The 26,151-nt window shown below is 42.7% G+C and carries 26 protein-coding genes; 12 read left to right on the top strand and 14 right to left on the bottom strand.

All coding sequences use genetic code 11. The features are described 5' to 3' along the window. Positions 1-24 precede the first annotated feature (24 nt). Positions 25-903 carry a LysR family transcriptional regulator gene (locus tag OCV36_RS18610; RefSeq protein WP_017075763.1) on the top strand — a complete coding sequence of 293 codons (879 nt, stop codon included), beginning with the start codon at positions 25-27 and terminating at the stop codon, positions 901-903. Between the two features lie 49 nt (positions 904-952). On the opposite strand, the gene OCV36_RS18605 is transcribed toward OCV36_RS18610, so the two are convergent. Continuing rightward, positions 953-1,303, bottom strand: coding sequence for a hypothetical protein (locus OCV36_RS18605; RefSeq protein WP_102554139.1), 351 nt, complete (start codon positions 1,301-1,303; stop codon positions 953-955). A gap of 281 nt (positions 1,304-1,584) precedes the next feature. Between OCV36_RS18605 and OCV36_RS18600 the strand changes: the two genes are divergently transcribed. Then, on the top strand, positions 1,585-2,481 hold the full coding sequence (locus OCV36_RS18600) for a cation diffusion facilitator family transporter (protein ID WP_102554138.1): 897 nt from the start codon (positions 1,585-1,587) through the stop codon (positions 2,479-2,481). Between the two features lie 51 nt (positions 2,482-2,532). On the opposite strand, the gene yddG is transcribed toward OCV36_RS18600, so the two are convergent. Beyond that, the gene (yddG, locus tag OCV36_RS18595) at positions 2,533-3,462 is read right to left on the bottom strand and encodes an aromatic amino acid DMT transporter YddG (protein WP_135457586.1); all 930 of its coding nucleotides are present in this window, start codon (positions 3,460-3,462) and stop codon (positions 2,533-2,535) included. Positions 3,463-3,585: 123 nt separating this feature from the next. Next, on the bottom strand, positions 3,586-4,260 hold the full coding sequence (gene yjjG, locus OCV36_RS18590; protein WP_135457584.1) for a pyrimidine 5'-nucleotidase: 675 nt from the start codon (positions 4,258-4,260) through the stop codon (positions 3,586-3,588). A gap of 213 nt (positions 4,261-4,473) precedes the next feature. Here yjjG and OCV36_RS18585 point away from each other — a divergent pair, with 213 nt between their 5' ends. The 3 genes from OCV36_RS18585 (at position 4,474) to OCV36_RS18575 (ending at position 7,178) form a co-directional block, all read left to right on the top strand. Beyond that, positions 4,474-4,659 (top strand): hypothetical protein, encoded by a 186-nt coding sequence (locus OCV36_RS18585; RefSeq protein ID WP_017075768.1) that lies wholly within the window; start codon positions 4,474-4,476, stop codon positions 4,657-4,659. Positions 4,660-4,898: 239 nt separating this feature from the next. Then, the gene (yiaY, locus tag OCV36_RS18580) at positions 4,899-6,047 is read left to right on the top strand and encodes an L-threonine dehydrogenase (RefSeq protein ID WP_017075769.1); all 1,149 of its coding nucleotides are present in this window, start codon (positions 4,899-4,901) and stop codon (positions 6,045-6,047) included. A gap of 207 nt (positions 6,048-6,254) precedes the next feature. After that, positions 6,255-7,178 (top strand): hypothetical protein, encoded by a 924-nt coding sequence (locus OCV36_RS18575; RefSeq protein ID WP_135457662.1) that lies wholly within the window; start codon positions 6,255-6,257, stop codon positions 7,176-7,178. 98 nt (positions 7,179-7,276) lie between these two features. Here OCV36_RS18575 and OCV36_RS18570 read toward each other — a convergent pair whose 3' ends face one another. Continuing rightward, positions 7,277-7,711 carry a YccF domain-containing protein gene (locus OCV36_RS18570; RefSeq protein ID WP_017075771.1) on the bottom strand — a complete coding sequence of 145 codons (435 nt, stop codon included), beginning with the start codon at positions 7,709-7,711 and terminating at the stop codon, positions 7,277-7,279. A gap of 294 nt (positions 7,712-8,005) precedes the next feature. Between OCV36_RS18570 and OCV36_RS18565 the strand changes: the two genes are divergently transcribed. Further along, entirely contained in the window at positions 8,006-8,131 is a 126-nt protein-coding gene (locus OCV36_RS18565; protein WP_017075772.1) for a hypothetical protein, read from the top strand. A gap of 122 nt (positions 8,132-8,253) precedes the next feature. Here OCV36_RS18565 and OCV36_RS18560 read toward each other — a convergent pair whose 3' ends face one another. After that, entirely contained in the window at positions 8,254-9,330 is a 1,077-nt protein-coding gene (locus OCV36_RS18560; RefSeq protein WP_135457660.1) for a threonine aldolase family protein, read from the bottom strand. Between the two features lie 303 nt (positions 9,331-9,633). Between OCV36_RS18560 and OCV36_RS18555 the strand changes: the two genes are divergently transcribed. From OCV36_RS18555 to OCV36_RS18545, 3 genes are all read left to right on the top strand, one after another. After that, the gene (locus tag OCV36_RS18555) at positions 9,634-10,251 is read left to right on the top strand and encodes an NAD(P)H-dependent oxidoreductase (RefSeq protein ID WP_029225147.1); all 618 of its coding nucleotides are present in this window, start codon (positions 9,634-9,636) and stop codon (positions 10,249-10,251) included. Then, on the top strand, positions 10,251-12,173 hold the full coding sequence (locus tag OCV36_RS18550; RefSeq protein ID WP_135457581.1) for a monovalent cation:proton antiporter-2 (CPA2) family protein: 1,923 nt from the start codon (positions 10,251-10,253) through the stop codon (positions 12,171-12,173). Before OCV36_RS18555 ends, OCV36_RS18550 begins: the two co-directional genes overlap by 1 nt. Positions 12,174-12,701: 528 nt before the next feature. Continuing rightward, positions 12,702-13,928 (top strand): DUF819 family protein, encoded by a 1,227-nt coding sequence (locus OCV36_RS18545; protein WP_017075776.1) that lies wholly within the window; start codon positions 12,702-12,704, stop codon positions 13,926-13,928. Positions 13,929-14,027: 99 nt separating this feature from the next. On the opposite strand, the gene OCV36_RS18540 is transcribed toward OCV36_RS18545, so the two are convergent. The 3 genes from OCV36_RS18540 to OCV36_RS18530 form a co-directional block, all read right to left on the bottom strand. Beyond that, entirely contained in the window at positions 14,028-14,888 is an 861-nt protein-coding gene (locus OCV36_RS18540) for a hypothetical protein (protein WP_135457579.1), read from the bottom strand. Positions 14,889-15,098: 210 nt separating this feature from the next. Further along, complete coding sequence (gene tdh, locus OCV36_RS18535; RefSeq protein ID WP_004730216.1) at positions 15,099-16,130, bottom strand: L-threonine 3-dehydrogenase; 1,032 nt, start codon at positions 16,128-16,130, stop codon at positions 15,099-15,101. Positions 16,131-16,240: 110 nt separating this feature from the next. Then, the gene (locus OCV36_RS18530; protein WP_017075778.1) at positions 16,241-17,434 is read right to left on the bottom strand and encodes a glycine C-acetyltransferase; all 1,194 of its coding nucleotides are present in this window, start codon (positions 17,432-17,434) and stop codon (positions 16,241-16,243) included. A 384-nt stretch (positions 17,435-17,818) separates the two neighbouring features. On the opposite strand from OCV36_RS18530, the gene OCV36_RS18525 reads away from it, so the two are divergent. Then, positions 17,819-18,550 carry an EAL domain-containing protein gene (locus tag OCV36_RS18525; protein WP_017075779.1) on the top strand — a complete coding sequence of 244 codons (732 nt, stop codon included), beginning with the start codon at positions 17,819-17,821 and terminating at the stop codon, positions 18,548-18,550. Here the strand turns inward: OCV36_RS18525 and OCV36_RS18520 are convergent. Continuing rightward, on the bottom strand, positions 18,524-19,378 hold the full coding sequence (locus OCV36_RS18520; protein ID WP_135457577.1) for a helix-turn-helix transcriptional regulator: 855 nt from the start codon (positions 19,376-19,378) through the stop codon (positions 18,524-18,526). The two genes, OCV36_RS18525 and OCV36_RS18520, sit on opposite strands and share 27 nt — an antisense overlap. A 40-nt stretch (positions 19,379-19,418) precedes the next feature. Beyond that, entirely contained in the window at positions 19,419-20,663 is a 1,245-nt protein-coding gene (locus OCV36_RS18515) for an MDR family MFS transporter (RefSeq protein WP_135457575.1), read from the bottom strand. 274 nt (positions 20,664-20,937) lie between these two features. On the opposite strand from OCV36_RS18515, the gene OCV36_RS18510 reads away from it, so the two are divergent. Both OCV36_RS18510 and gloA2 read left to right on the top strand, forming a co-directional pair. After that, the gene (locus tag OCV36_RS18510) at positions 20,938-21,870 is read left to right on the top strand and encodes a LysR family transcriptional regulator (protein WP_135457573.1); all 933 of its coding nucleotides are present in this window, start codon (positions 20,938-20,940) and stop codon (positions 21,868-21,870) included. Beyond that, on the top strand, positions 21,870-22,253 hold the full coding sequence (gene gloA2 / locus OCV36_RS18505; protein WP_135457571.1) for an SMU1112c/YaeR family gloxylase I-like metalloprotein: 384 nt from the start codon (positions 21,870-21,872) through the stop codon (positions 22,251-22,253). The genes OCV36_RS18510 and gloA2 overlap by 1 nt, the downstream gene beginning before the upstream one ends. A gap of 111 nt (positions 22,254-22,364) precedes the next feature. Here gloA2 and OCV36_RS18500 read toward each other — a convergent pair whose 3' ends face one another. The 4 genes from OCV36_RS18500 to OCV36_RS18485 all read right to left on the bottom strand — a co-directional run bounded on the left by OCV36_RS18500 (position 22,365) and on the right by OCV36_RS18485 (position 26,034). Next, entirely contained in the window at positions 22,365-23,903 is a 1,539-nt protein-coding gene (locus OCV36_RS18500; protein WP_135457569.1) for a PepSY-associated TM helix domain-containing protein, read from the bottom strand. A gap of 111 nt (positions 23,904-24,014) precedes the next feature. Further along, positions 24,015-24,365, bottom strand: a complete 351-nt coding sequence (locus OCV36_RS18495) for a hypothetical protein (RefSeq protein ID WP_135457567.1) — start codon at positions 24,363-24,365, stop codon at positions 24,015-24,017. A 345-nt stretch (positions 24,366-24,710) separates the two neighbouring features. Then, the gene (locus tag OCV36_RS18490) at positions 24,711-25,106 is read right to left on the bottom strand and encodes a cytochrome b562 (RefSeq protein WP_135457565.1); all 396 of its coding nucleotides are present in this window, start codon (positions 25,104-25,106) and stop codon (positions 24,711-24,713) included. 181 nt (positions 25,107-25,287) lie between these two features. Further along, entirely contained in the window at positions 25,288-26,034 is a 747-nt protein-coding gene (locus tag OCV36_RS18485; protein ID WP_017075787.1) for a phosphatase, read from the bottom strand. Between the last annotated feature and the right edge of the window lie 117 nt (positions 26,035-26,151).

Here is a 26,151-nt window from a genome sequence, read left to right as displayed (position 1 = left end):
ACACCCGCTCAATATGGAAATGAAATGAACCTTTCTCAAGTCCAAGCCTTTTGTTCTGTTGCTGATTTAGGATCAGTCTCTGAAGCTGCCCGCCAGCTTGAATGCAACCGAACCAAACTTAGCATGTCGATCAAAGCCTTGGAAAAAGAGTTAGATGTTGAATTGTTCGTACGCAGCGGAAATCACGTCGAGCTTTCCGAAGCAGGTAAAGCCATCTACAAAGACTGTGAAGGCATGTTGGTGACAGCCGCACGAATTAAACAAACTTGTCTCCACGTATCTGGCGAGTTCAACGCAGAAATATGGATTGCCCGCGACGACTCATTACCCGATGAAATGTGGCAGAATTTATCTCATGCACTCAATAACAAGTACCCTTCGACTTCATTCAACTTCGTTCTGGCGTCCAGTGGCGACTTGGCAAACCTTGTTGAAACTCAGCAAGTGGATTTTGCATTTGGGGTCGATTATGAACGAGTAGATGACCCTCGAATTATCTACAACCCGCTCGGTAAAATTCGAATGATGTCTGTGTGTAAGAAAGGACATGATTTAAGTGCGATGCGACGAGTCTCTGATGAGGTATTGAGAAATTCGATGCAAGCGACCATGGTTTATCTCAATGAAAAAGATAATCCGGAGCTTGAGCCCTTCTCTCGCCGTCATATCGGCTTTTCTAGCTTCGACTTTATGTTAGATACGATTCTACGTGAAGAAGCTTGGGGCGTAATGCCTGAACCATTAATTCGCCATTTACTGCGTGATCAGGAGCTAGCTGTTATCAAGCACACTTACGGTCTAACACAAGAAGATTACTGTATGTTCACTGCTGCGGGTATGGCGGAACATCCAGGAATGAATTGGTTAGCAGATAAGATAAGCGACTATCTATTTGATTTCTAATTATACTTTTGATTTATAAGTCTATATCTTCTATATCCAAAGCTAGAAGCTAGAAAACCATTACATGATCAACTAAGTAACGACCGTCTTCTTCAACCAATACCATCTCAGCCACAAACTCACCTTTAGCAATTGTGTAGGCTTGCTTCCACACAAAGGCGATTGAGTCAGAACGCCTAAACAGCGCGACAGACTCACGTTCAGCAAAAAAACCATTGCTGTGCTGATAATGGTGGCACACCTTTTCTAAGTATTCAGGCGTAACAATATCTTTCATTCGCTGAGTAAAATCTCGGCAATGCTGAGCATGATCAACCTTGGTTGAACCTTCCATCAAGTTATCCATAATTGGGTTAGCAATCACCCATAACTCGTTATCGCTGACATCGTCAAACTTCATATTTATTCACTCCTTTGTAATCACAGCCCAATCCCACAAACCATAGGATGCTTGCAACTGATATGTTTTATTAATCATAAACGATCTAATTTCACTTGCACATCATCCCCAAAAAACAGTCAACGTCAGTTTTATTGGCACCCAGAATTAGACTTAAACATTTGAATTACAAAGAATTAAATAGGCGTTTCAAATAAGACTTATAAACGTAACCAGATAAGGTTTGTAAAGTTAGCTCAATATTAGAACAATGAAGTTATCAAAAACATCTGGAAAATTTTATGTGTGACAGGAAAAGCCAAAACGAAAATCGAGTACTATTGTTCTCAGCCCTTTTAGCATCAGGCTTCGCAGTTGGCGGATTGGTGTTGGGTCTTCTCGTTGGCTCGATAGTCATAGTATTTGACGGTGTTTATTCTCTTATCAGCTTACTGTTAACTTTATTGTCACTAGCTGCTTCGAAATACATTAACCGCCCTTCAGACACTGAGTTCCCATTTGGTCGAGCAATCATCGAACCGATTGTTATCGCAATTAAAGCTGTTGTTATTCTGCTTGTGGTTGGTTATTCACTTTACTCAGCGATTGGTGCCTTAATGACAGGCGGTCGTGAAGTAGACGCTTCTATCGCCACTCTGTTTGGTATTTTTAACGTGTTGGGCTGTGGTTACGCTTGGTGGTACATCGCTAATAAGAGTAAGCGTATATCTTCAGGACTGATTCAAGCTGAGTCTAAACAGTGGCAAATGGATACGCTGCTGAGTGTAGCGGTAACAGCAGGTTTCGTGGCGGCTTGGGTAATTACATTTTCTCCGTTGGCAGAATATGCAGTATATGCAGATCCAATGATGATGTTACTTATGTCTTTCTACTTCATCAAAGTACCTTTCGACATGCTAAGAGAAGCAATGCGCGAATTGTTAATGATGTCAGCAACCAAAGATATTTGTGACGCAGTAGATAAGAATGTGATCGCAGTAGACAAAGATGCTGAGCAAGATTTAGAGTTAATGGGTGTAACGAAGGTTGGGCCTGAACTAAGAATTAACGTTGATATCCATAGCAACGATCAACAAGCTATTGCTGTCGATGATATTGAACGTACGCGCCGCCAACTTAAGCGACGCCTATCTAACATGCCTTATGAGCTTCAACTAAATCTCAATATAGCGAGTTAAACTTCCACCTAACAAATGAGGACAGTCCTCACGCTAGAACATAAACTCAAATTAAGACTGAGATGAAGCCTTTTCAGAAGCCGATGCCTTTGCCGTCGGCTTTTCTCTGGTTACCCACCAGCAAGCCAGTGAACCAACGGTAACCATACAAACACCCTGCAAAAAAGTCATACTCAATGACAAACCTAAAATAACAGAAGAAAGTAAGGTCGCAAAGATTGGCGTAAAGTAAGACATAGTCGCGAGAAAAACCATATTGCCTCCCAGTATTGCCGTATTCCAAAGCGCGTAGCCTGCGCCCATACAAACTCCAGCAAGCACTAAGTCAATAGCTGCACCTGTTGTCATTACCATGCCGGTTTCATCACTCAATGCGTATTTGATCCACAGAGTGATCGCCGTAGCGATAAAGAAAAGCACGATCGCATTCTGCCCTTTGGCAACACGCTGGGTGTAATTACAATATACCGCCCAAATAATCGCACCAAAGAACGCCATAGAATACGTTTTAGGATTCGTCGCAATATTCGCAGCAATTTGATCGACAGAAAGACCGTGATCACCACTGATGCTCCAAGCCACACCAAAAAATGCCAAAAAGATACTTGGATAAACCAACCAATTGATCTTTTTGTCGCTCAGCAGTACCGCAAACAACACCGTCAATGCAGGCCAAAGGTAATTGATAACGGCCATCTCTAAAGCTTGATGTCGGTTGTTTGCCATTCCTAAAGCCAGAGCCAAGCAGATCTCGTAGCAAACGAATAATGCACCACCTATCATCAAGTACGATTTAGAGAAGCGTGATAGCTTAGGTAAACCCATAACGCAGACCAACAACAGTGCGCTCACTGTATAAAGACTGGCCGCGCCACCAATTGGGCCCAGTTGTTCTGAAACGCTGCGAGACAGCGCGATTAAGCAGCTCCACAATAAAATGGCAGCAATGCCATAGCAGCTATAGCGATGAGTTTTCAGCACAACTCTTCCTTTTTTAGTTTTAATTTTAATTTTAATAGCCAATCAAATTCGACATAACTAGCCAAATACAGTGTTGCATTTGGCTATTGATGGGTCGCTATGAAGTCAAAAAATCACTAACGACTATGCGAACAGAAGGGCTTGTAGGTCAGACAGAGACTTAACTTGGTAGTGAGGATCAATTCCATCTGGCGTTGCTTTTTCTTGGCTATTTAGCCAACAAGTTTCAATACCAAAATCTAATCCACCTAAAATATCAGAGTGTGGGTTATCCCCTACCATCAGTATTCTTTGTTTCGATGGCAATCCAATAAGCTTGTGTGCATGTTCGAAGATCTCTGCATCAGGCTTAGCAACACCCACTTCCTCAGAAATGATGACGTGGTCGAAATATTCAGTCATTCCAGTTCGCTCTAAACGGATTGACTGTAGCTCGGTGAAACCATTAGTAATGATCCCCATGTTCACTTTGCCTTTTAAAGACTCCATCAACTCTTTCGCGCCAGGAAGCAAGGTACAAATATCAGCCATTGCATTTAAAAATGCACTGTTGAGAGTCGCAGTCGTTGTGTCTAGCTTTTCAGCCCAACCTTCGAAGCGCGTATGTTTAAGCTGAGCAGCGGTAATTCTCCCATCTTGGTAATCAACCCAAAGTGGCAAATTAACTTTTTGATAATCCGAATAATCTTGCTCATTGAACGTCACACCAAAGCGTGAAAACATCAACTTCATTCCTTGAAATGCATCAAAGTGGAACAAGGTTTCATCCGCATCAAAAAATATCCAATCGTACTTCATTCTATTTCCTATTATTCGCGCTGTTGAGCAGTGCTTGTATTTATTTTCTCGTTGCCTCAAAGGCCAAGTGTGCATTCTACTATCAATTTTGTGAGCCTGAATATAGTTCTACGAATTTATAGAAAACAAGCAGCAAGTCATGATGTATCGCAAATTTTGCCACATATTAAACCAATACCATACAAGAAATACACCTAAGTACCGGGAGGTACCATGAAGCACTTCTTACCGTCATCCGTAATGCTAACCCCGTTCCTTGTTAAATATTATGATGAAGAACCAGAAAGCACCCCTGACGCCTTAGATACCGATGAGCCACAACAACTTCAAATTGAAGGTAACGATGACTCAAGCAAACCATCGACACAAACTGAACTTGAACCGAGTTTGAGTGAATAGTCTTTACTTTTCATGGTTATAGAGCTCCATTCTGCTCTTAAATCAATCAATGGTTCGATATCCATTAGTGACAATAAACACATAAGAAAACCATAAAAACGATTGCTATATGAGCCCTATCACAACGCATAGCCACAAAGTGGTAGTTCGGAATCAAAGTTGTTCCAGATCAATGGTCGACCACTTGATTGCCGACAACATATAGGAAATTAAAAAATCATAATTAACGGAGTTTTCCAATGTCTACTGCATTTTATATCCCTACAATCAACTTCATGGGTACTGGCTGTTTGAAAGATGCTGCTGATAGCATTCAGTCTCAAGGCTTCAAAAAAGGTCTGATCGTTACGGATAAGATCCTTAACCAAATTGGTGTAGTAAAACAGGTACAAGACCTTCTTAGTCAACGTGGCGTTGAAGCCGTTATCTTCGATGGCACTCAACCAAACCCAACCACCACTAACGTTAAAGACGGTCTTGAGCTGCTTACTGACAATGATTGTGACTTTGTTGTTTCTCTAGGTGGTGGCTCTCCGCACGATTGTGCAAAAGGTATCGCACTGGTTGCTTCTAACGGCGGAAAAATTTCAGATTATGAAGGCGTTGATCAGTCTGAAAAGCCAATGATGCCATTAATTGCTATTAATACTACAGCAGGTACAGCATCTGAAATGACTCGCTTCTGTATCATTACAGATGAAGCTCGCCACATTAAAATGGCTATCGTTGACAAGCACACAACACCACTTATCTCAGTAAACGATCCTGAGTTAATGCTTGCTAAGCCTGCATCATTAACTGCAGCTACGGGTATGGATGCATTAACACACGCAATTGAAGCTTACGTTTCTATCGCAGCAACCCCAATTACAGATGCCGTAGCAATCAAAGCGATTGAACTTGTACAAGCTCACCTGAGAACAGCAGTTGCACATGGCGATGATATTGAAGCTCGTGAGCAAATGGCTTACGCGCAGTTCATGGCGGGTATGGCGTTCAACAATGCTTCACTGGGTTACGTTCATGCAATGGCTCACCAACTAGGTGGTTTCTACGACCTTCCACACGGTGTATGTAACGCTATCTTGCTTCCACACGTTCAACGTTACAACGCGCAGGTTTGTCCTGAGCGCCTACGTGACGTAGCCAAAGCTATGGGCGTAAATGTTGAAGGTATGACACCAGAACAAGGTGCAGAAGCCGCTATCAATTCAATTGTTCAACTAGCAAACGACGTGAACATTCCAACAGGCATCGCACAGCTTGGTGCTAAACTGGAAGACATCCCAACACTTTCAGACAATGCGCTAAAAGACGCTTGTGGTTTTACTAACCCTAAACAAGCGACTCACGAAGAAATTTCAGCGATCTTTGAAGCAGCAATGTAATCTAGATCCTAGTATCTGTTGGCGTTTTTCAGTTCAATGTGGTTCTAGACACAAATCAATATAAACACAAACGGACTCATCTTTTGAGTCCGTTTTCTTTTGCCCGTCTTTATTTTGATAACCGTTATAAACCACTAAAAAGTCGCATTATTTCTATCGCTTGGTTATAGTTAACCTATTGATATGTCAAATAACAAACAGGTTCCATTGAGTCGTTGGATAGTTAACACTTCATTATTGGCTTCACTCGTCTCCTACTCTGCTCAGGCAGAGGAACAAAACGAGTGCCACAGCCAGCCGTTAGAAGATGTGCCTGTCGAAAAAGCCTACCACTTCCTAAACAGTAAATTTTGCCAACCTGCACTGTGGTTTGACAATTTTTTTGTCGATGACCGCATTACCGAAGATGCAAGAGCTGGTACGTCAGTCCGTTGGTACAACGATTTCATTTACTCCGAGGGTGGCGAAGTAGAATACTCCACAAAGCTTAAAGCTCGTTTACACCTTCCTTTTGTGAGTAAACGCCTTAAATTAATATATGAATCTGTCAGTGATGAAGAGTTCTTGGATTTTTTTCCTAACGACTCAGAAGAATTAGAAAGTGCATTAGGTTTACGCTATGACGCTTATGCAAAAGGCTATAGTAGCTTCAATATAAAAGCGACATTACGTCCACGAATTGAAGCCCGCTACCGTTTTACCTACCCTTTGACCACAGATGCTGTGTTCAGGTTTACCCAACGTGTTTACCAAGAAAAACAGAAAACTGGAGAGATCACCGATATCGATTTTGATCTTTCACTAAGTGATGATTTCTTGGCTCGATGGTCGAACTTTGCAGGTTATAACGATGACTTAAAAGGATGGGAATATGGCTCAGGCTTGACCTTATATCATTACCTTTCTCAAGATCAAGCTCTGCAATATAGCGCGACGATTACAGCAACCAATGAACCTTACAATCATTATGAATACTCACAAGTGTCGATTACTTACCGGGAAAACGTATGGAAAGAGTGGTTATTTTATGAACTCACCCCTCGTTACCAATGGGAGCGCGAACCTTACGAGAAACACATTGAAGAAGCCAATATCACGCTTAGGTTAGAAGTTTTGTTCAATAACGTTTAATCCCTAATTCCCTTGTAAATTCACAGACCAGAGAACCAAAAGAAGCACATCATTACGATGTGCTTCTTAATTGGAAATAACAAACGTATCTGTAGGAATTAACCTTTATAGTTTCTTACTCGTGCAGCTTCTGCTTCACGCTTGTCGACAACCGTTTTACCGATTGGCGCTAATGAGATAACCGCTAACTTAAGATGCTGAATCGCAAACGGAATACCGATGATAGTAATGAAACACGCTACTGCTGACATGATGTGACCAATCGCAAGCCAGATTCCCGCAAATAAGAACCAAATGATGTTACCGATCATACCGAGTGGACTGGTGCCAATGTCAGTTTCATTAGTCAGTTCATCACGTGAAATCGCTTCTTGGCCGAATGGGAAGAATGAGAAATTACCCATTACAAAACACGCTCTACCCCATGGAATACCAACGATGGTGAGGAATGCGAGCAGTCCGAAGAACCACCAAGCCAGTCCCATAAATACACCACCAAATAGAAACCAAATGATGTTTCCTATTGTTCTCATGTTGTCTTCTCCAAATCTTTGAATACTGTTTATTTAATATGCCGAGTAAGGCAATATTTGTTCTAATAGGTTCATTATTGTTGAGTCTTTATGAACTGCTAATGAATCGCCTACATTTTCTGTAATTGATGTACGCCACGAAACGTCAAATCCGCATAGGGCTCAACCATTTTATTTGATACCATAAACGTAACTATAACCTGCTGTTAAACAGTTCCCCACGCTCATCTATTCATAGCGTATCGGAAATTGTAGCAAGCAGTGCGACTCAACAACTAATTGAAGGCCGAATTTATGAACAACACTGAGCAACCTAAAAAGAAAATAAAAAACTGGGTGCCAATCGTCTTCTTCGGACTTCTCAGTACGGTTCCTGTATTCATGTTCTTAGTTGACGTGTACATCAACCAGTATATGTAACAGAGCCTGTTATCCTAGTGCATATAGTAGACACTAGATTGCAAGAATGGATACCGGAACCCTTTCCTGTATCCATTTCAATTCCAATTCGATCAGTTATTCTGTAGTCAGATCTTCTGTAATCAAATCAGCTCTTCGCTAATAAAATCTAGAATGTCGATCAGCTCATGATCAGGCAAATTTAATAAGTTATCACCAACATACCATTCAATCTTACATTGGTTTGGTAATTCGCTAATAGCTGGGTTTCCTATCCAAATCTTATGTTTCTTCGCTATGTTATCTCTCACAATAATGCCGTCTTCATAGCTCACAGGTAAATATAGATGAAGCATGTTGACCTGAGGTTGCTGCGGATTTACCGTGAACTGAGGATAGTCTAATAAGATTTGGTAGATCTGCTTTGTTCGCTCAAATAACGAAGGCATCAAGGCTAACCGTTCGTCAAACTGCATTGCTGCTGACACCACATAAGGCGTGCGGTGATAAACATTGCCACCTTGACGCTTCATCCACGCCGATGCTTTTTCTACAAAGGCTTTATCGCCCAACAAGAGTGAACCGCCAAGACCATTTAACCCTTTGTATAAAGAGACATAAGCGGAATCGAACCCTTTAGCGATCTCGTTATATGGCTTTTGATAATACGCACCACATTCCCACAAACGCGCACCATCCATATGCAGATGAATCGATTGTTCTTTGCAGTACTGCTTTATAGCTTCAAGCTCACCCCATTCTGGTAATTGGCCGCCGATTTCACGCATGGGTAATTCATATAGAGCGGCTGCAATCTCATCAGGCCACGCCTTTAAGTCATCAACATTCCAAGTGCGAAATACGTTACCTACTGGAAGTACGTTGAAGCGGTTTTGTAGCTGATATCCTTGGCGTTCATGGCGCATAATATGACTCGATTCATGCATCGCCACTACTGGGTTTCTTTTCTCTTGGCACGCAATTTCTAATGCAGTTGGTTGGTTCATGGTGCCCGTAATAACAAACACAGCCGCTTCATAACCGAGTAAATCGGCAACTTTTTTTTCAAAACTCTCGATAAACTCGCCATCGCCGTAGCTATCGTGAGTGACATCATGCGTTTCACACCATTCAGCCATCTGAGCGAATGTTTGTGCTGGAGTCGGTTCTAGGTGACCGGAAAGCAACAAATCACATTGTTGACGCAAGTCCATGCTCATAGTTTTTCCTTTATTCATTGTTGTTCTATGTAGGGTTATTGAATTATTTACGTTACCCGCCAACGGTGACATAAAATGTCCATATTCGCTTTTACTATTCGTGAATAATTAGTTTTACTCAGTCATCGGCGGCTTGTGCCGGGAATACTCAAATTGACGGATGTTTTATATAATTAAGTACCTAAAAACACACGCATCTAAATAGATAAGTATGGGCTAATTCGTTGTTGTTCAACCATTCTTCTATTATTGTATATCTATAATTCCAATAAATATTATTCGTTAATGGACAAAGAGGGCTATATGTCGAAAAATCGAGTCTTGGTGCTATTCGCCCACCCTTCTCAGCATCGCTCTGAAGCTAACAAACCCTTATTTGAGCAAGCCAAACGCGTTGACGGTGTCACGTGTGTCGATCTCTATGCCGAATATCCGACCTTCAAAATCAACATCGATCGTGAACAAAAACGCCTGTTGGACCATGACATCATCATTTTTCAGTTCCCTTTATATTGGTACTCAACACCAGCAATTCTTAAAGAGTGGCAAGATCTCGTTCTTGAATATGGTTTCGCTTACGGAACCGATGGCAACGAATTACAAGGCAAAAATTTACTGTGTTGCATCACCGCTGGCGGTAAGAAAGATGCGTACCAAAGCGATGGCTACAACCATTTCACCATTCGAGAACTGCTTCACCCAATTGAACAAACCGCCTCTTTGTGTGGAATGAACTATCTTGCACCTTTTGCGCTTTTTGGTTCTCGTACCGCATTAGAAGAAAACCGTATTCAACAACATGTCGATAGTTACAGAACGCTTTTAAAAGCGTTGGTTGCAGGTGATATCAACATCAAAAGGGCCAGCAAGGCAGAAAAGTTGAACCACATTGTGAAAGAATTAATGGTTGAGGTTAAATAATGACGGGATATTTTCTACAAGCATTTATCTATTTAGTGGCCGCCGTGATTGCAGTCCCCATCGCCAAAAGACTTGGGCTCGGATCGGTACTTGGTTACTTAATCGCTGGCGTTGTGATTGGGCCTATCATTGGATTGGTTGGTGAAGAGACGACAACCATTCAACACTTTGCCGAATTCGGTGTAGTGATGATGCTGTTCTTAGTCGGTCTAGAACTGGAACCTAAGATGTTATGGGCGATGAGAAACCGATTGATGGGTCTTGGTGGCCTTCAAGTTGGCGGAACGACCGCTATCGTGATGGGGATTGCACTGTTCTTCGAACAACCTTGGACGATCGCTCTGACTATTGGTTTGATCTTTGCGCTTTCATCGACAGCTATTGTTCTACAAACGTTCAATGAGAAAGGCCTATCTAAAACAGAAGGTGGCAAAAACGCATTCTCGGTGCTTTTATTCCAAGATATTGCCGTTATCCCAATGCTGGCGTTCATCCCCTTGTTAGCTCTTCCTGAATTGGTTGCTTTGGCAGAAAGTGCCGCCCAAACCGCTGCACACCATGATGAACTCAGTTTGGTTGCAGGTTTGCCAAGCTGGGCATATGGCCTTGTTATTACGGCTTCAATCGCGATAGTGGTAGTAGGTGGCCATTATTTAAGTCGCCCATTATTTCGTTTTGTTGCGAGTTCTGGCTTGCGCGAGATCTTCACTGCAACAGCACTGATGTTGGTGATTGGTATTGCCGCGTTGATGAGTCTCGTTGGCCTGTCGCCTGCGCTAGGTACTTTCCTGGCAGGAGTGGTACTCGCAAACAGTGAGTTCAGACACGAACTGGAATCTAACATTGACCCGTTTAAAGGGTTATTGCTTGGATTGTTCTTTATCACAGTAGGCGCAGGTATCAACTTTGGCGTTTTGTTTAACGATTTTGCGCTCATCATTGGTTTAACACTCGGCGTAATGACACTTAAAGCATTGGTGCTGTTCACACTGGCGCTGATCTTTAAAATCAAAAACAGCGACCGTTGGCTATTTACATTGAGCTTGGCTCAAGCGGGTGAATTTGGTTTTGTACTACTGAGCTTCTCAGCACAGAACCATGTGTTGCCTGCGGATATTGTTCAAACGCTATCACTGGTTGTAGCCCTCTCCATGTTCTTAACTCCAGGTCTCTTCATTCTGTTTGATAAAGTCATACTGCCCCGTTACGAGCAAAAATCGAACGACCGAGAAGAAGACAAAATCGAAGAGAAAGGTACAGTCATCATTGCCGGTATCGGTCGATTTGGTCAGATCGTAAACCGCTTGTTAGTATCAAATGACGTCAATACGGTAGTATTGGATCATCAAGCAAACCAAGTGGACTTGTTGCGCTCCATCAATATCAAGTCTTACTTTGGTGATGCAGCTCGTCACGACTTACTGCATACCGCAGGTATCGAAGAAGCTGCAATGCTTGTTGTCGCTATCGACAATCAAGATTCTAGCGTCGAATTAGTTAAATACGTAAAACACACGTATCCAAAGGTGAAAATCTTGGCGCGTGCATTTGACCGTGGTCATAGCTATCGCTTAAGAGAAGCTGGCGCCGATTTTGTGGAATCTGAAACGTACCATTCAGCACTTGAAATGGGCGCACAAGCCTTGCGATCTCTTGGGCATCATCCGTTTTTTGTTGAGCAGCAAAAATCGACTTATCAACGTGTTGAAAGCCGTAAGTCTGAAAAGCTCTATCAAGCTTGGGCTGAAGCGGAAGAGAACCCGCGTTACGACAATAACTACCGACAAATCTTCATTCATCTGGAAGAAGCGATGAAAGAAGACATGAAAAAAGACCGTTCAGACAAACATTCTCGCTCCGAACGTGGTTGGACACCACCACCGAAAGGTTATGCAGACGGCTTTGAAGAAGAAGACTCTTAAGCATTCGTTCCTAGCCACAATTTAAAAAGCGGCTCTTGAGCCGCTTTTTCTTTCCCCATACCTTTCCCGAAGCCCGAACAAAACACCTTATGGGCCTAGACAGCGTATTCTAGATAGGTAATCCCTAGAATTTATGTGATCTACCCATTATTTTTAATTTCTAATCACTCTGCAAAAATGAATTCATTTTTTACATTATTGAAACATTCCACCGACGCATAAACCACATAAGTTAAGTGGGTATTATGCGGTAAATTTAACCACCTAAAGATCTGGCTAATTCATAACGTCCATTTTCTATGGGTTGAGTTACATTGCATATATCGAACCCTAGCTTACAACTCGCCACACAATCATTCACCTCCCGAATAAATAAGACATCATACTTACAAATTCAACTCGTAAAAATTAACATAAACGTTTCAAAACATGTCTATCGTTACAATTTGTAACGGATCGAGCTTATCGGTATAGTCCTGCACTTCAAAAAGTGAGGCGTTTACGCTCACCTTAAAGGAGAAAATAATAATGATTACCAATGATGCTGTAATAATGGGCATGTTAGCCGTTATTCTTGGCGCCGTTTTCGTTTCTGAAAGCAGCCAAAATAGCGCTTTAAAAAAGTTCTACTCGTTCGTTCCGGGTCTATTACTTTGCTACTTCATTCCCTCCTTACTAAACAGCTTCGGCATAATCGATGCGTCGAATTCTAAACTGTACTTTGTTGCAAGCCGTTACTTGCTTCCGAGTGCACTCGTTTTACTGATCATCTCTGCGGACCTGCGTAAAATCTTTGGGCTAGGTTCAAAAGCCGTCATCATGTTCCTGACAGGTACTGTCGGTATTATCATTGGTGGCCCATTGGCTATCTTGATCATCGACCAAATAAACCCTGACCTTGTATCTGGTGATGTATGGCGTGGCCTAACAACGGTTGCAGGCTCTTGGATTGGCGGTGGTGCAAACCAAGCCGCAATGAAAGAAGTGTTTGAAGTAGACGACCAACTGTTCTCTGCGATGATTACTGTAGACGTAATCTGTGCCAACATTTGGATGGCAATATTACTTATTATGGCTGGCCGTCAGAAGAAGATTGATGCGTGGTTAAAAGCCGATACTTCATCTATCGAAGACCTAAAAGAAACCGTTTCTAAGTACCAAGAAGAAAACGCTCGCCCCACGACGACGACTGATCTAATGAAGATCACGGGCATTGCATTCGGTCTTACGGGCTTAGCACACTTTTTCAGTGACATGATCGCACCATGGATCTCAACTAACGCTCCTGAGCTAGCGCAATACAGCCTGACTTCTGGGTTCTTTTGGTTAATCGTAATGGTGACTACGTTTGCGCTGATCGCTTCATGCTTCAAATCAACACGTAGCCTTGAGCACAGTGGTGCATCTAAAGTAGGCTCAGCATTCATCTACATCTTAGTTGCAACCATTGGTATGCAAATGGATATCACGGCTATTTTGGATAACCCTGGTTACTTCTTCATCGGTATCACTTGGTTAACTATTCACGCGATTATCATGATTGTGATGGCAAAGCTAATTCGTGCACCACTGTTCTTCATGGCAGTAGGTAGCCAAGCGAACGTAGGCGGTGCTGCATCGGCTCCTATCGTAGCTGCTGCATTCCATCCAGCATTAGCTCCAGTAGGTATTCTAATGGCCGTACTTGGTTATGCACTGGGTACATACGGCGCTTACATCTGTGGCCTAATCATGCAGGCTGCTGCACTAGGTTAATAAGCCTCTAAAACAAAGATGGCTAAAGCAACAACAAGAAAGGCTGAACGATGATCGTTCAGCCTTTTTCGTTTCTAAAACTGTATTTCAAATAACGGCTTAATCGAACAAAGACGCCAGCTTATTTTCCACAACTGGGCTGATATTAAAGCTCAACATAAAATCTGGACGCGTTTCTTCGTCTTTCTCAAGGTAATAATTCGCTTCAATTCCAAACTTCCAAGGACGCCCATTCAAAACCGTTGTTTTGCTTACACTTATATTTAACGGAATTTCCGCCTGATCCTTATTCCAGTCATACGAGAATGTCGGCGCAGAACCTATCGTCCAACCTCCTCCTAATATCTCCACCCAAAAGACTTGTGTCGATGTCTTGTTGATTCGAGTATCAGAATGGTCGGCTCCGTCTCCAGAAATACCATACAAGTGGTTTGGGAACATACCAACAACTCGCTCACTACTCGCCTTACCGAACATAAACTCAGGCCCGACAGCAAATTGATCAGCCGTTAAGTCATTACTGCCCGTTGGCAAAGAAGCAAAGAGACCGAAAGCGACAATAGTACCGCCCTCCATTTTAGGCGCATAAGCTAAATCAAATGAGATGTCTGTAACGCCGGACTGATCCATATGCTGCGAGCTTGCTGGTGTATCCATATAGAAATCGTTCTGTACATAAGAGATAGCCGGGCGGAAAATCACTTTATCACCATTATCCATTGGAAGCGGCAATGTCGGCTGTAAGACGGTCGCGAAAGCACCTCCTCCTCCATCGTAACCACCTGAATACTGAAGCTTTAGATTGAGGCTAGCGTAAGCTGTGTTTGGGTTTGCAAGTTCCTTTGCTGCCTGTTCTGCTGCTTGATCACTTTCGGCTTTCGAAATGTCAACATTAGCGCTAGCAAAATTCGGCATTAATAATATTCCAGTTATTATCAGTGCAAGTGGTTTACAAGCCATGAGCCCTCTCTTCAATAGTAAAACAATAAGGTGTAACTGCTTATTGAGTATTTTAGAGATTACTGGACAGTAAAATGGCCATTAAGTGACAGAAGGGAATTAGCGAAGCCTAGATAAAGAAACAGACAAAGTATGGATACAAAAATGCCCCAAATCGCTTTGAGGCATTTTTAATTAATCAGGAAGCTCGGGAGTAGTTACTCCTTTGGCTTATTCCCAATCTAGAATTACTTTACCAGACATACCAGAGCGCATCATGTCGAAGCCTTTCTGGAAGTCGTCCACTTTGTAGTGGTGAGTAATAATTGGTGTTAGATCTAGGCCGGATTGAATCAAGCTTGCCATCTTGTACCAAGTTTCGAACATCTCACGGCCGTAGATACCTTTGATAACCAAACCTTTGAAGATTACTTGGTTCCAGTCTACTGCCATGTCTGATGGTGGAATACCTAGTAGAGAGATCTTACCGCCGTGGTTCATATTAGTCAGCATGCTGTTGAACGCAGATGGGTTACCAGACATTTCTAGGCCTACATCGAAGCCTTCAGTCATACCAAGATCAGCCATTACGTCTTCAAGCTTCTCTTCCATCACGTTTACTGCGCGAGTTACACCCATTTGACGAGCAAGATCTAGGCGGTATTCGTTTACGTCAGTGATTACAACGTGGCGAGCACCAACGTGCTTAGCAACAGCAGCAGCCATGATACCGATTGGGCCAGCACCAGTGATTAGCACGTCTTCGCCTACTAGGTCGAAAGATAGCGCTGTGTGTACTGCGTTACCAAACGGGTCAAAGATTGATGCTAGATCGTCAGAGATTTCTGCAGGGATCTTAAATGCGTTGAACGCAGGGATCACAAGGAATTCAGAGAACGCACCAGTGCGGTTAACACCAACACCTGTTGTGTTACGACAAAGGTGAGTACGGCCGCCACGACAGTTACGACAGTGACCACATGTGATGTGGCCTTCGCCAGATACACGGTCGCCGATTTCAAAACCACGAACTTCTTGGCCGATGCCAACAACTTCACCCACGTATTCGTGACCTACTACCATAGGTACTGGGATTGTGTTTTGTGACCACTCATCCCAGTTGTAGATATGTACGTCAGTACCACAAATTGCAGTTTTCTTAATACGGATAAGAAGATCATTATGACCCATTTCAGGTTTTTCAACCTCGGTCATCCAGATGCCTTCTTCAGGCTTAAGCTTAGAAAGTGCTTTAATTTTCATAATGTTATCCAGTTCATCTCGCCTAACTGTAAGGCGAGAATCAAAAATCTATATGTTCTATTAGGTGTTGCTCTATCTAATCAAAGGACGCATAAGGCATCCCTTTAAAATTAGATGATAGCCATGTCTTTACCAACTTGGATGAACGCATCGATTGCGCGATCCAGTTGCTCACGAGAGTGTGCAGCAGACATTTGCGTACGGATACGAGCTTGGCCTTTTGGTACTACAGGGAAAGAGAAACCGACAACGTAGATGCCTTTTTCTAGTGCGCGCTCTGCAAATTCGGCCGCTACTTTTGCATCACCCAGCATGATTGGGATGATTGCGTGATCAGCGCCGCCCATAGTGAAACCAGCAGCTTCCATGCGAGTACGGAAGTGAGCAGAGTTTTCCCATAGTTGAGTACGTAGGTCGCCAGATTCTGCAAGAAGATCTATAACGCGGATAGACGCAGACACGATTGCAGGTGCAACAGAGTTAGAGAATAGGTATGGACGAGAACGCTGACGTAGCCAGTCGATCACTTCTTTCTTACCAGCAGTGTAACCGCCTGAAGCGCCACCCATTGCTTTACCAAGCGTACCTGTGATGATGTCGATACGGTCAACAACGTTGTGGAACTCGTGAGTACCCGCGCCGTTTTCGCCCATGAAGCCCACAGCGTGAGAGTCATCAACCATAACGAGTGCACCGTACTTATCAGCAAGGTCACAGATAGCAGGAAGGTTAGCCACTACGCCGTCCATAGAGAATACACCGTCAGTTACGATTAATGTATTGCGAGCACCCGCTTCTTTAGCAGCGATAAGTTGTTGCTCTAGCTCTTCCATGTTGTTGTTCGAGTAACGGAAACGCATAGCTTTACACAAACGAACGCCATCGATGATAGATGCGTGGTTTAGAGCGTCAGAGATGATTGCGTCTTCTTTACCTAAAATCGTTTCGAATAGGCCAGCGTTCGCATCAAAACAAGATGTGTAAAGGATAGTATCTTCTTTACCTAGGAACGTAGATAGCTTTTGCTCTAGTTCTTTGTGAGAGTCTTGAGTACCACAGATGAAACGTACTGAAGCCATACCAAAACCGTGCTGATCCATACCATCTTTAGCAGCTTCGATAAGAGCAGGATGGTTAGCAAGACCTAAGTAGTTGTTTGCACAGAAGTTTAGTACTTCTTCACCAGTCGAGATAGAAACCGCTGCTTTTTGAGCAGAAGTGATAATGCGCTCAGACTTGTAAAGACCTTCTTCTTTAACTTCTTCGATTTGATTTTGAATCTGTTGGTAAAATGCAGAAGACATTGTCTATTCCTTCCTAGTTATTATTCAGCAGCATCGTGCGCCGCATTATGTAGGGGATGCAAACGATTTCAATTCGATCATTTACACTGTAAAACTTATACCTCTATTCTAGTTGAACATGCCCTTTTCGATTATCCCTCTAGTTGGAAAAACATTAATGAATCACAGGCACTAATAATAGTTCATCCTAGTGACACAGGGCACATTAACGCCTCAATGTTGTTCTTTTTAACGCAAGCCCTCCATCAATTACCTTCTAATTTCGCTTTCATATCGAATATGAATTTTTCATCTCAGAACGATATAGTGATGATTGCCAGTTTCTCTCAGAATGTGCAGCAGCAGCGCCGCTATACAAACGACATAAGATGAGAAGCTAAGCAAATGACCCTATCCGACCACACCATACAACAAGCTTTCGAGAACGACTGGTACACCTGCTTTTATCAGCCAAAGGTTGAACCAAGTGTCGAAAAAGTCATTGGCGTAGAAGCACTGATCCGTTTAGACATCCCAGAAGAAGGTATTTTCTCTCCGGGTGTGTTTATTGATCGTGCATTTGCATTGGGGTACGAAGAAGAAATCTTCTTTAGTGTATTGGAACAATCGCTCACAGAGATAAAATCGCTCTCACCACGCTTAGGCCTTGCCGTGAATATCAGCAAGAAGGTCCTCGCTAACCCTGATAACGTGGAAAAGGTTCGCGAGTTACTTTGGAATGCTTCATTCAAGGCCAATCAGCTAACCTTTGAACTCAGTGAGAATGATCAATTAGACGAGCAACTTTGTGATCAGATAAAGCGCTTTAAATCCCTTGGCGTAAAAATCTCAATTGACGACTTTGGTGTCGGCCATTCAGATTTAAATAAAGTGATGAGCCTTAATATTGATGAAGTGAAGTTTGATAAATCAATTGTGAATAGCGTTGAACCATCTCGTTCAGACTTAGTGAAACGAACTTTGGCGTACTGCAAGAAGTCTGGAATTGAAACCGTGGCAGAAGGCGTTGAAGATAATGAAACACGCCAATTGATCCACCAGTTAGGTTTTGATCGCTACCAAGGCTTCTTGTATTCGAAACCGCTACCTTTAACTGACCTTAGATTGGTTATGTAGATCGTTTTTATTGCTCTCACTTAAGACAAACTCAACGCTTTTTTTCTTCTGCTTTAGGTCGTGGTAACGGATGTACTTAAAATAGATATCGTGTTTGTTTTGGATGTTCTGAGAAAAAGGGTTGTTCACCACTTTCTTTATATCTGCCTTGAAAAATGGCATGCCAAGCTTGCTCATGTAAGGTTCTAAGTAGAGGTCATACAGAAACTGGCACATAGCAGGATCAATGGTAGGAAATCGAAACTCAGTGCCTGCTAAATTATCTGCCATGTGAGCAAAGATCTTACGTCGAATAACAACGCTAACTGCACCAACACTACAAAGCATCTTACTGACGCCATCGTAAACTACATGGCCAATAATCACCCCCTCGAACAAGAAGCAAAGAACCTGCATATCCTCTTTTTTTACACCGAGCTGCTGAGCAACCTCGATAAAGTCTTTGCCATAGGTTTTAAAGTGCATCCCTTGAATCGATTTCAGTCTTTTCACCGGAAGTGAACTCATGTTGTATGACTCAACGCTAGTAACCTCGTAGTCATAACCAATATCAACGTTGAAAGGGCGATCCATCTTTTTGGTTGCTGCTTTTACTTGAATCATCTCATCAACAGAAAACTCATACTCTTGTTGAAAGAAACTCGCGATACCTAATCGACGAACAAAACTCGGCAGCGTCTTACCTCGCTCCCACTGACTGACCGCAACCTGGTTAACGCCTGAAAATGCGCGATGAGATGTAGAGAGAACCTCTGCAAGTTCTTCTTGTGATAACGGATGTTCTTCCCTTAACCGTTTCAGTTCTTGAGAAAAGTTCTGTTTATCCATATTCTTTCACGCTCTCTAGACAGTACCTAGACCATTAGATCTAGCTTTGTGTGATTGGGGCTCTTTCCACGGTATCTTCAGTGTGCTCTGCAAGCCAGTATAACCAGATCATCACTAAACATAGTCCAAAACAAACCGCAAATAACCAAACCGGACTCAACAATTCAATAACTACTCCACCAATTAACGGGGCAATCGCAAAACCCAGAGAATAAAGTGCTGCAGCGCCAAAATAGGAACCTCGTAAATGAGGGGGTGCCATGCGATCGATTTGAACGTTAAGCGTTGGAAATGCAATGACCTCTCCTAAACTCAATATAAAACAAGCCACCCCCCAACCTAGAGCCCAATCACTAGGTGTAAGTAGAAAGCCGATTTGAGCCACCGCCATCAAGAACATTCCAATTCGCGTCCGTACAAATAAAGGAACATGTTCCAACCACTTCAACATTGGAAATTGAAACACAATAATAGTTAAGGTGTTCACCAGCACTAAACTTGCGATTAAATGAGCAGCATCACTTATTGATGAACGAACAATAACTTGTGGAATCGATGACTCTACTTGAGCATAGACAAACATCATAATAAAGTTAGCAATCATCAACTTAACAAAAATATTGTCTTTGCGAATCACATTTAGTGTTGCTGTAAAGTTGGGAAGTTGTGAGATGTCAGGCTTAGTAAATGTTCCCTTTCTTTCGATGCCGACGAGTAACCAAAAGCCATATACAACGTAGGTAGCACCCGCGACAAAGAATAGGTTTTGTGGATGTGCGAGAGCCAGTGTAATACCAATAAGTGGCCCCAAAGCTCCACCTAAATTTAACAAGAAGTAACGAACATTCAGCGCCAATTCTCGGTCTTTCAAATCGTCAAGATTATCGCCAATTACCGCTTTTGCTGGTGCTTCAATCATCGGCCTCATTAGACCTGTCATCATGATTAACACATAGAACTGCCAAATCTCGTTGGCAATGCCAATACCCGAATAAGCAATAGCGGCAACCCAGCTTCCAAGTACCATGACCCACTTTCGACCCACTTTATCGGAGATATAACCCGAATAGAGCCCAGCTCCAGCACCAACGACAGCTGAAGTCGCGAGCATCATGCCCACTTCTATTGCCGATGCACCATAATCTTCATAAAGAAACACAATCAGAAATGGCCAAGCCATAAAGTAACTCGTACGAGCGAGTAGAGTTCCGGTTAATACGGTCCAAATAGAAAAATTAAACCTTTTGACTCTTTGTTTCTGAAATAGGCTTTCTGATTGATCCATAAAACTCCCTTTATCTAACCTAATGATTTACATAAAACTATCGTGCCAGTATATGTATGTAATTGTATAAATAAAGAGCTCAAAACTGTTTTTATAAAACACAGCAGGTCATGCTTACCACATAATGAAAAAATCTGGAAAACCATAGATAACACTGCACTTAATATTAAATGCCGTTTGACGTATAATTAAGGCATTAAAAGAATAGATAGAAGGTAACAAATACTCATCTACTCTTCGGATTTCCCTTCCAAATAACCCAGTAAAGAACGTTATGATCAACCCAAAACTGATTGCCCTACTCCCAGATCTCGCATCCTTCATTTTAGTGGTAAACGAAGGGAGTTTTACTGCTGCTGCAAAACAGTTGGGCGTGACGCCTTCAGCACTCAGCAAATTGATCACGCGCTTGGAAAAAGCCTTATCAGTAAAGCTGTTTGAACGAACGACTCGTACCTTAATCATCACCCAAGCTGGACAATTGGTTTACGATCAAAGTGTCGTTATGATAAATGCCGCGCAACAGGCTGTTGAACTGTCGACCTCCGATCATACGGATCCTGCAGGTTCAATCACGGTGGCGGCGCCAGAAGCCTTCTTAAATTCGGTATTACAACCCTTTGTCGTTCCTTTCTTGAATCAATATCCTGAGATCCAACTTAAGTTAAGAGCCGCTGATGGCGACATCGATATCTTACGTCAAGGTATCGACATCGCGTTTCGTCTTACCGATAAACCAGACGAGAGCTTGGTTTTAAAAGAACTAGGGAAAACGAACCTCGTACTGTGCGCAAGCCCTGACTACCTTGACGCTAAAGGAATCCCTCACCACCCAACCGAGCTTTCAGAGCACGACTGCTTATATCTTGCTGAAACAGATAAAGACCACATCTGGGACTTTCTCAAAGGGGATGAATTTTACACAGTGCCTGTCAGTGGGCGTTATGCTGTAAACCACTCTCAGATGAGACTAAAAGGCGTTAAAGAAGGACTTGGTGTGGGTATTTTCCATGACTTTGTAATTCAAGATGCGCTGACTGAAGGTTCTGTTGTGCAAGTGCTAGAAGATTGGACCATCAAGAGTAACTACCACGGCGCAATCGCGATGCAGTTTGCTCAAACCAAGTACATGCCTGCTCGACTGCGTGTGTTCATCGATTACGCAATGGAGCACTTGAGCGATAAGTTGGCCGGAGAGATAAACTAATGCTGAAAGGAATCCACCACGCTGCGATCATCTGTTCAGACTACGAAATGTCAAAGCGCTTTTATACCGAGATTTTAAAGCTAGAAGTTATTGCAGAGAATTATCGCGAAGCGCGCCAATCGTACAAACTTGATTTAGCACTGCCGAATGGTGCTCAAATAGAATTGTTCAGTTTCCCTCATGCACCTGAAAGACCAAGCTTTCCGGAAGCTCAAGGGCTGAGACATTTGGCTTTTTGTGTTGATGACGTTCAACATGCCAAAAGCTATTTGGAAGGACAAGGCATTGAAGTCGAACCGATTCGAGTTGATGAGTATACGGGGAAATCATTTACGTTTTTCGCAGACCCAGACGGCCTGCCGCTAGAGCTTTATCAGATCTAAAGCTTTATCAAATCTAGAGCTGAATCAAGTCTAAAGTATTCCTCACAAAGGAATCACCCATCTGATTAATGAAACTGACCTCCTCAGAAAGAAGGTCAGTTTTTATATCAATTAACTCAATGCCGTCTTAAATCTCTCAACGCGTGAAAACAGTAACCAATCCAATAGCATTGCAGTCACAATCGTTGCACCCGCGAGTGGAAACAGAACCGAAATAACAACCACCGTCACTAAGCCTGCTTTCCATAAACCTGCATCACCAAACTTCGGTGGCGTCCCAAGCTTTCTTTGGCCTGAAGGTCTGCGCATCCACCACATCACACCACCAGTCACCGACACCACGACGAACGCAATGCAGAACAAGGCATTTAGAAGTTTATTAATAATACTGATATCGCCTTGGTGCAATGAAATACCAACAGCTAACGTCTTCGCGATGAAGTTGTAATCTTGCCAAGTAACCTCTCCCAAAATACGACCTGAGTATTGGTCGAGGTGAGTCGTGCGATCTAGGGTTGGATCGATGATGTCACCTCCCATGGTATTGGCAGCCACGGTGTAAACGCCCGTTTCTGAGCGAGGGAAATTGACTTTATACTGCGTAAAACCAAGAGCTCGAGCTTTTGCTATCACATCATCAATCGAGAAATTACTCGCTGCTAAAACTAAATGCTCAGAATGCTCTTCACCCATCTTCGAATGGTCATGAGATTCAGATGTCTCTTCTGCATGATGTACGTGTTCTGACGGCTTATCTTGAGACAAAGGCAGTGGAGTTTGCTCTAGGTTCCAAGGCATTTCCTCTTCAGACCCGTGATTTAAAGAAGCATGCGTTTCGCTAGACAGAGGAATATCGTCCCACATTTGAGCAGGAAAGGTGCTCCATGCTTGAACAAGTTTACCGCCCCAAAAGCCGGTCCATGATAATCCCGATAGAATAAATAACAGAAGAATGAATGATAGTGTTCCACCGATGTTCGCATGCAGGTCACGCATTAAAACACGTGTTCCTGAGGTAAATCTAAGCTTAAGAAAACCAGCACGGCTTGCGTTATCTCGAGGAAGCCATAAATAGATTCCACTCACTAACAGAAGGATCGACAAGCTGATTGCAACCTCAATGAGGTAATCACCCCAATCACCAATCAACAAAGTGCCGTGGATGTCATTCGCGAGTTGATACAGGCTATCGCTGCGTGGAATTTCTCCTACCACTTCGCCAGTGTATTGATTCACCGTGGCGAAAAAGGAAGTGCCATCTTCAAGTGATACAGAAAATCGGTTCGCAAGATCAGGGACTTTGCTAGGTACAAACTGTGTCACCGTACCTTGTGGGTATTGATTTTGTACCGCAGCTAATTGTTGTGACACCTTGATCGGTTCGCCCGATACAACAATTTCAATCGCGTCTTGATGGAAAGCAAATTCGATTTCATCGTCAAACAGCATCACCAAACCAGTAATACTCAACATCAACATGAATGGGATAACGAATAGCCCGGCATAGAAGTGCCAGCGCCAAGTGAGGAAGTAGAGAGTTTTATTGCGGTCTTTTCTTTTTATATTGGTTTCCGAACCGGCTGTTGCACTGCTTGTAGACTGCGAAGTCGCTTGTGCTTTCGCAGAGCTTTGAGATTCATTTCTCAACATTATTATTTCCTTTGACACACGCAAACATACCTTCTGAAAAATCAGAAAGTAATCTGAGCATGGTTAACTTTACTTAATACTGTATTTTTTAATTATTTTAGTGGGTTAGGTTTAAGCAATATCAAAGGGAGGGCCGCGCGGGGCTTGCCTCGTATAGCGTTCGCTTAGAGCCAAAAAAGCGTAGCTGTCAGAGACAATAGAACTCTGTCGAGTTGTTAGTAGTGTAGTTGGAAATTTGTCTTGGTGGAATGTGGAAAAATGACTAAACGGACACGGTTTACCTTTGTGAGTACTCGGCTCGCCTTCTTCTATTTGAACCAGTTCAAAGCCGTTGACCGTACATAACGACGCCCATACTCCCGCACTATTACCATGAGCATTGATAACAGGCATTAACGTTACTAGTACCCAGCTTAATGCTGTTGCTAATAACATGGAGACGTTGAACGAGGTTCGGCGCATTATTCCAAATATTTATAAATTTCCCTTATTATGAGGGACTTGGAATATAGTTAAACGTAAAGATTAACATCAAGTTAAAAAATTGAAGCTAACGCACACTCTTTTTCGTTAAAAACTCGTTACAGCACCAGAGCTAAGAAAATGTTACGCACCTATTAGCATTAAAATGTCTAGAAAAATAGCAGTAAACTGTTTAGAAAAAAGACAATAAAAAACGCCGCCTTACACCTTCCTCTAATGAGGGTAATGTAAGACAGCGTTTTAGAAATCGAATCTTGAGGCTTTGCTCTTTGTTACGTATCTCTTTGATACATATCTAACAAGCAAACTCAATTGATTAGAAAATTAACCGAAGATCTTGCTCCAAATGCTTGGATTACGCTTCTCGTGATACTCTTCACGAAGGCCATCGATAGTACGAAGCTCTTGCTGTGCTGATTCAAATTCACCTTCGTCTAGCTTCTTCTCAATGCTATCAATCGATGCACTGATCTTTTTGAAACCTTCCATGAAGTGTTCTTCTTTCTCAATTGGGTAAACACCCGTTTTGAGCTCAGCAACTAGCGTATCAATTCGTACGATAGGTTTTTGCATCTCTTCGATGCTTTGAGCTTCAGCAGCTTGTTTGAATGCAAGCTTCATTTCTTGCATGTTTTTCTTAAGGTCGACATTCGCAAATGCGTTGCCAGACAATACTGAAGCAGCGATTAAGCCAGATAAAAGGATTGAGCGAGTTTTCATTGTTTCTCCAAGTGAAGCGGTGTCTTTGAAGTTAGAGCCAACAGTAATGTGGCACTTCGACTTTATTATTTTCGGCTAGTGTATACAAAAATCTGTCAGGCACAAAAATTGATTGTGTCGAAATGCAAATCAGCTAACTAGCTAATCAATGACTAGAAAGTAAAAAGTACCGGTCAGTCCATTACTCAAATACTGAAAATTCGGCGATAGATTGACGACCGCGTAATGCTAGAAACGCCAGAAACTGCTTGGGCGAATGAGTAATGACTTTACTCGAATCCAAGCCCACTTCATCGAGTAGTGAAGACACAAGATCTAATCCACCGACATCGACGCAAAAATGTGCGTCACTTCCTGTGGTAATAAATGCACCTTTGGCTTTCGCTATTCTCGCTATTTCATAGCAACGATCGACGCTACCAACACGGCTATTGCCCTTCAGTGTGGTGTTATTGATTTCGATTGCGACGTTATGTTCTGCCGCGCATTGAATAACGGAATCAAAGTCAAAATCAAAATTCGGATTCCCTAAGTGGCCAAGTGCATCGATTCGGCCGCCCTTAATCACATTCAACAGCGCTTCTGTGTGAGTAGCGACATCCGATGGGCGAAAAACTGGCTCATGAAAACTCGCAATCACCCAATCTAAGTTCTTATCAACACTAGGATGAATATCAATTTCACCTTGTGTGTTCATGATGTTCGACTCAACACCGCGGATAATAGCAACCTCTTCAATAAAACGAGGAAGTACACGCTGATTACTGAAGAACCAATAGTGTGGAGCGCCTGGCATAGACTCTGAATGATCAGTAGTACAAAACATGGCTAGCCCGTTTTGCTTCGCCGACTTGGCGTTTTCGATCAACGTGCTATAAGCATGACCACTTGCGTATGTGTGGGTGTGTGTATCAACTTTTAATTCCATAAATCAATGCCTTCATCGCTTGGTCTAGTCAATCAATTCCAAATTGGGTTGGAATAATACAGCTTCCTCAAAAAATGTCCGGCAGACACCTTCGTAATTTGATGCTGGGTAATTTGC

Source organism: Vibrio echinoideorum (assembly GCF_024347455.1).
Classification (GTDB): domain Bacteria; phylum Pseudomonadota; class Gammaproteobacteria; order Enterobacterales; family Vibrionaceae; genus Vibrio; species Vibrio echinoideorum.
This window is presented reverse-complemented; position numbering and strand designations above follow the sequence as displayed.